At 67.8% G+C, this 6,681-nt stretch carries 5 protein-coding genes; all 5 read left to right on the top strand.

What is annotated here, in order from left to right; genetic code table 11:
- The coding region (locus VI08_RS19720) for a TonB-dependent receptor domain-containing protein (RefSeq protein WP_045831349.1) at positions 1-1,062 on the top strand (1,062 nt) is incomplete at its 5' end.
- 2 nt (positions 1,063-1,064) lie between these two features.
- Positions 1,065-2,915: a beta-galactosidase gene (locus VI08_RS19715; protein ID WP_052698076.1), complete on the top strand. Its 1,851-nt coding sequence runs from the start codon at positions 1,065-1,067 to the stop codon at positions 2,913-2,915.
- Positions 2,899-4,266: an APC family permease gene (locus VI08_RS19710; RefSeq protein WP_045831348.1), complete on the top strand. Its 1,368-nt coding sequence runs from the start codon at positions 2,899-2,901 to the stop codon at positions 4,264-4,266. Before VI08_RS19715 ends, VI08_RS19710 begins: the two co-directional genes overlap by 17 nt.
- The gene (locus VI08_RS19705; protein WP_045831347.1) at positions 4,263-5,192 is read left to right on the top strand and encodes a carbohydrate kinase family protein; all 930 of its coding nucleotides are present in this window, start codon (positions 4,263-4,265) and stop codon (positions 5,190-5,192) included. The genes VI08_RS19710 and VI08_RS19705 overlap by 4 nt, the downstream gene beginning before the upstream one ends.
- Positions 5,170-6,576 (top strand): beta-glucosidase, encoded by a 1,407-nt coding sequence (locus tag VI08_RS19700; protein WP_045831346.1) that lies wholly within the window; start codon positions 5,170-5,172, stop codon positions 6,574-6,576. Before VI08_RS19705 ends, VI08_RS19700 begins: the two co-directional genes overlap by 23 nt.
- The last annotated feature ends 105 nt before the right edge of the window (positions 6,577-6,681 follow it).

Genomic DNA, 6,681 nt, shown 5'->3' with positions numbered 1-6,681 from the left:
AGCCAGCTCGACTACAACAACTTCAACTGCGACACCATGCGGGGCACCGAGGCCGTCACGGCCGCGTATGCCATGGCCACGATCGAACAGGGCCCGTTGGAGATCATCCCCGGCGTGCGCTTCGAACATACTTCGATCCACAACACGTTCTGGACCACGCCGCAGGACGCCGACGGCAACGAGCTGCCGGGGTATTTCTCGAACAACCGCACCATCTACAACGAGCCGCTGGGCAGCCTGTTCGTGAACTACCGCCCGGGTGGCAACGTGGTGTTCCGCGGCGCGATCTGGCAGAGCTACACGCGCCCGGCGTTCGTGCAGCTTGGCGGCGGTTCGCAGATCAGCGTCTCGAATGGCGTCACCACGATCACCCAGGGTAACCCGAACCTCGACCCCATCAAGGCCACCAACGTGGACCTGGGCGCCGAGTTCACCACGGCCAGCGGCGGCTTCTTCTCGCTCACCGGCTATTACAAGAAGCTCAGCGATTACATCTACGACAGTGGCGGCGGGCAGGCCAACCCCAACACCTCGGGCGAAGGCACGGTGCTGACCAAGACGCCTACCAATGGTGGCGATGGCCGCGTCTATGGCCTTGAAGCCACGGTGCGGCAGAAATTCGAAAACCTGCCGGGCGCGTGGAACGGGCTTGGGTTCAGCGTCAACGCCACCCGCCAGAACTCCCGCGTGGACCTGGGCCGCGACGGCTTCGAGAACGAACGCCTGCAGCAGGCGCCGCGGGTCATGGCCAACGCCGAGCTGTTCTACGAGAAGTACGGCTTCTCGCTGAACCTCAGCTACCACTACACCGGCTCGTACATCTCCTCGTACGATTTCCTCAACCAGGGCGCGCCGTGGGATGACCTGTGGCTGCGGCCGATCCGCCGCGTCGACCTGCACGCCGGCTACCAGATGGCCAACGGCCTGCAGTTCGACCTGCAGATCAGCAACCTGACCAAGCAGTACCAGTACTGGTCGCACATCGGCCGCTACAGCCTGGTGAACTCCGACATCGTGGATGCCGGCCGTACCGCACTGGTCACCGTGAAGTACTCGTTCTAGGCATGCGCCGGCGCGATTTCATCGCCATCTCGCTGCTCGCGCCCCTGGCCATGGCCCGGGGCGCGTGGGCGGGCCCCGCCGTCGAGGCGGTGCCCGACGGGCGCCCGCATCGCTTCGGCTTCGGGCCGCGGCGGTTCGAACTCGATGGCAAGCCGTTCCGCATCCGCAGCGGCGAGATGCACCCGGCGCGTATCCCCCGCGAATACTGGCGGCACCGTATCCGCATGGCAAAGGCCATGGGGCTCAACACCATCGCCCTGTACGTGATGTGGAACCACCACGAGCGCGAGCCGGGGGTGTTCGACTGGCAAAGCGACAACCGCGACATGGCCGCCTTCATCCGGCTGTGCCAGGCCGAGGGCCTGTGGGTCTACCTGCGGCCCGGCCCCTATGTCTGCGCGGAGTGGACCAACGGGGGCCTGCCGGCCTACTTGTTGCGCGACCCCGATATCCGGCTGCGGACGAAGGATGATCCATCGTTCATGGCGGCGACGCTGCGTTATATCCGCCAGCTTGCAGGCTTCGTGAAGCCGCTGATGGTGGAGAACGGTGGCCCGGTCCTGATGATCCAGGTCGAGAACGAGTACTCGATGTTCGGCGACGACGTCGACTACCTGCGTGCGCTGGCCGAGATGTGGCGCGTGCATGGCATCCAGGGCCCGTTCGCGGTATCCGACGGCCTGAAGGACCTCAAGCGGCGCAAGGCCTACCTGCCGGGTGCGGCACTGGGCCTCGACGGCGCGGACGTGGGTGACCTCGAGGCTGGCCCCCGGTTCGCCGGGGAGTCGCCGGTGTGGGTGGGCGAGGGCTACCCCGGCTGGCTCACGCACTGGGGTGAAAGCGAGTTCGCGAGCCGGCACTACGTGGATACGCTGCGCTCGGTGATCCGCGCGGGCTACTCGTTCAATCTTTATGTGGTGCACGGCGGCACCAACTTCGGCCTCACCGCCGGCACCAACGCCGAAGACGACGGCTCGCAGTTCCAGCCGGCCATCACCAGCTACGACTACGCGGCACCGATCGACGAGCGCGGGCGTGCCTCCGGGGCGTACAAGGCGTTGCGTGACGCGATCACGCAGGAGGCCGCCGTGAAGGCGCCGGCGCCGCCCGACGACATGCCGGCTGGCCATTTCGCGCCCTTCACGCCCACGCCGAAGGCCTCGTTGTGGGATGCCCTTGGCGCGGCGCGGCGCCTGCCGCTGCCGGGCCCCAACGAGGTGCTGTTCGGCCAGGACCAGGGCTTGGTGGTGTATCGCAAGCGCGTGGACGCGACAGGCACGCTGCACCTTGGTGGCGCGCGTGACTACGCCGTGGTGTATGCCGACGGCCGTGAAGTCGGGCACGTCTCCCGGCTCGCGCATCCGGCGCTTTCGTCGTCGCCGGATGTGGCGATCCCCCACGCCGGCACGGTCGAGGTGCTGGTGGACACCTTCGGCCACATCAACTTCGGCCCGCGCCTGGGTGACCACAAGGGCCTTGTCGGGCCCGTGGCCTTCAACGGTGAACTGATGCGCGACGTGGAGGCGTTCCCGTTGCCGCTCGATGGGCCCTGGCTGGAGAGCGCCCCGGCCTTGCAGGGCACGCCGACGCGCGGTGGCGTGATCTTCGAAGGCACGCTCACCCTCGACCGGCCCGGCGATGTGTACCTGGACATGGGCGCGTGGAACAAGGGTTATCTTTGGGTCAACGGGAAGCTCCTGGGCCGCTACTGGCATATCGGCCCGCAGGAGCGCCTTTACTGCCCGGGCGTGTGGTTGAAGGCGGGGGCGAACACGGTTCGCGTCCTCGACCTGCACCGTACCGATGGCGCACCGATCACCTGCGCGGAGCGGATGCATGACGGGATGGCGTGAGGTGGATACCCAGGTTGCGGCGAAGCGGCTGCCGCCGCGGGCCATCGGCCTGTGGGGCGGCCTTTCGGCCAATGTGCTGAACATGATCGGCATCGGGCCATTCGTGACGATTCCGCTCGCGCTATCCGCCCTGGCCGGCCCCGCGGTGTTGCTGGGCTGGGTGGCCGGTGCGTTGCTGTGCCTGTGCGACGGCCTGGTGTGGGCGGAGCTGGGTTCGACCATCCCGGAATCCGGCGGCCCCTACCACTATCTTCGCGAGGCGTACGGCCGCGAGCGGGCAGGGCGCCTGTTCGGCTTCCTGTACCTGTGGCAGACGCTGTTGACCGCGCCCCTGTCGATCGGTTCGGCCGCCGTGGGCTTCGCGCAATACGCCGGCTACCTGTTCCCGGCCCTGGGCGATGGCGGCAGGGTGGTCGTCGCGGCGCTGCTGTGCCTCGCCAACACCGCCATCCTTTACCGCAAGGTGGGGGATATCCAGAAGCTGTCGCTGGTGGTGGTCGTGGCCGTCATCGCCGCCGGTGCGTGGATCGTGTTCACTGGCATCACGCACTTCGACATGGCCACGGCACGCCACTTCCTCGATGCGCCGTCGCCGTCGGGCAAGGGGTTCTGGCTGGGCCTGGGCGCCGTGTCGCTCATCGCCGTGTACGACTACGGCGGTTACAACAATGTCTGCATGCTGGGCGGTGAGGTGAAACAGCCGCGGCGCACGATCCCGATGGCCGTGCTTATCTCGATACCCGTGGTGGCCGTGCTCTACCTGGGCCTCAACATCAGCATCCTGGGTGTGTTGCCTTACGAGGCTGCCGCGAAATCCACCGCCGTGGTCGCGGACATGATGCAGGCGGTGCATGGCGCATGGGGTGGCACCGTCGCCGTGCTGCTCATCCTCGTCGCCAGCTGGGGTTCGGCGCTGGTGGTGCTGCTGGGGTATTCGCGCGTGCCTTATGCGGCCGCGGCCGATGGCCAGTTCTTCAAGCCGTTCGCGCGGCTTCACCCCCGCGATGGCTTTCCCACCGTGTCGCTGCTGTTCGTCGGGGTCACGTCGGCGCTGGCGTGCTTTCTCTCGCTGGAGAAGCTCATCAGCATGCTGATGGTGGTGCAGATCCTGTTCCAGTACATCGCGCAGTGCTTCGCCGTCGTGGCACTTCGCCGGCGCAAGGCGGATGCCGAGGTGTTCCGCATGCCGCTATACCCCCTGCCCATCGCGGTCAGTGTCGCGGGCTGGCTTTACCTCGTCGCCACCAGTGGCACTAGCACCATGCTCATCGCCCTCGCCGCCATCGCGGTGGGCAGCGTCCTTTTCCTTTGGCAAGCCCGGAGAACCCGTACGTGGCCGTTCCCAACATGAAGCCCTGGGACGTCGCCGTCGTCGGGGAGATCTTCGCCGACCACGTTTTCACCGGGTTCCCGCGCTGGCCCCGCCCGGGCGAAGAAGTGGTGGCCGAGGGCTACGTGCGCGAACTCGGCGGCGGCAGCGTCAACACTGCCTGCGGCCTGGCGCGGCTTGGCCGCCGCGTACGTCTCGTCGGGCTCATCGGCGATGCCGACTTCGACTGGTTCGAACACCGCCTCAGCGAATTCGGCGTCGGCGTGGGCGGCATCCGCCTCGAGGCCGACGGCACGGGCATCACCGTCAGCGTCTCGATGCGCGATGACCGCACGTTCTTCACCTATCCCGGCGCCAACCGTGGCCTGCCCGAGCTGCTGACCGTGCCCGCCGTCATCGCCGACCTGGCCGCCGCGCGGCATGTGCATTTCGCCATGCCGCTGTCGCGCGAACTGGCGGCCGCGATCCTGCCGGTGCTGCGCGCGGCGGGCTGCACCACATCGATCGACGTGGGCCACACGCCCTCGTGGCTGCAGGATTTCGACAACGTGGCCACCTGCCGCGAGGTGGACCTGTTCCTGCCGAATGCGGCGGAAGCGACGCTGGTGTGTGGTGATGCCTCCGCCGAGGCATACATCGCCTGGGCGGCGGGTCATGGGCTGGCCCGCACCGTGCTGAAGCGTGGTGCGCAGGGTGCGCTTTGCGTCGCGGATGGCACGCTGAACAGCGTACCACCGCCGCCTGTCGATGCCGTCGACACCACGGGCGCCGGCGATGCCTTCAACGCGGGCCTGATCGACGCGTGGCTCGACGGCGAACCCCTTGGCCTTGCGCTCGAACGCGCGTGTATTTGCGGCGCCCTGTGCAGCACGGCCCCCGGCGCCCTCGCGGCGCTACCCCATTCCCCCCAATTGAGGACCCTTCGTGAACGGACGTACCGATCGTAAGATCGCGCTGGTAGGCGGGGGCAGCGTACGCTCGCCCCTCGTGGTGTTCGGCGTCAACGACGCCGCGCAGGCGCTGGGCGCGTCGGAGATGGTGCTGTACGACCCCGACCCGGCGCGGCTGCAGGTGATGGTCGACCTTGGCCAGGCCATCGTCAGGCGCTTCGGCGGCGAGCTGCGCCTGCGCGGCGCCACCTCCATCGAGGACACGATCGAGGGCGCCGATTTCGTCCTCAACAGCATCCGCATCGGGGGCATCGCGGGCCGCGCGGCCGACGAGCGCGTGGCGATCGAGCACGGTTACCCCGGGCAGGAAACCACCGGCCCGGCGGGCGTGGCGATGGGCCTGCGTACCATCCCCATCGCCATCGAGCAGGCGCGCCTCGTGGAGAAGCTCGCCCCGGACGCCTGGCTGGTGAATTTCACCAACCCCGCGGGCCTCATCACGCAGGCGGTGAACGACCACAGCAAGGTCCGCATGGTGGGTATCTGCGATACACCTACCGAACTCTTCCACAATATCGCCCGCGCCCTCGGCGAGCCGTTCGGCGACGTGGAATGCGATTACGTGGGGTTGAACCACCTGGGCTGGGTGCGCAGCGTGCGGGTGCGCGGCGTGGAAGTGATCGACACGCTGCTCGACGATGATGCGCTGCTGCGCAGCCTCTACCTCGCGCCGCTGTTTGACACGGCGATGATCCGCACGCTGCGGCTTATCCCCACCGAGTACCTGTTCTTCTACTACGAGCGCCGCCGCGCGCTGGCCAACCAGCGCCGCCAGGGCGGCAGCCGCGGCGCGGAGATCTCGAAGCTCAACGACGAGCTGTTCGCCACGCTGCGCTCGCGGCTGGCGGCCGGGCAGGGCGACGAGGCGGTGGATATCTACGCGGCCTACCTCAACCAGCGCTCCGGCTCGTACATGAAGCTGGAGGCCGAGGGCGGCTCCGCGTTCGACCACGGCGTGAGCCTCGAAGGCGATCCGTTCCGCGTGGCCACGGGCTATCACCGCATCGCCATCGACGTGATGAGCGCGCTGACGGGCGCGAAGCCCGCGCCCATCGTGGTGAACACGCGTAATCGCGGCGCAGTGCCCGACCTGCCGGATGCCGATGTCGTCGAAACCTTGTGCGACATCTCGCTCGACCGTATCGAGCCGCGCAAGCTCGCGCCGCTACCCGATGCCGTGGCCGGCCTGGTCCGTTCGGTAAAAGCCTATGAACGCGCCGCCATCGCCTCGGTGCTGGAAGGCAGCCGCCTCGGCGAACGCAAGGCCATGCTGATCCACCCGGCCATCGGCGAGTGGGGCCCCACGGGCGAGCTGCTCGACGCGTTGCTGGGCCACGCGAACGAAGACGGCGAGTGCCTTTGCCACGGGCCGGTGCGTTGACCTGACGGCACGGTAGGAGCCCACGTGTGGGCGACATCTTTTCGCGACTACCTGCAAAGCGTGTGGCGTTATCGCGGAAGATGTCGCGCACGGGGTGCGCTCCTA

The organism is Luteibacter yeojuensis (assembly GCF_000964085.1).
GTDB classification, from domain to species: domain Bacteria; phylum Pseudomonadota; class Gammaproteobacteria; order Xanthomonadales; family Rhodanobacteraceae; genus Luteibacter; species Luteibacter yeojuensis_A.
The sequence above is the reverse complement of the archived record's forward strand: the minus strand, read 5'-3'. Positions and strand labels throughout refer to the sequence as shown.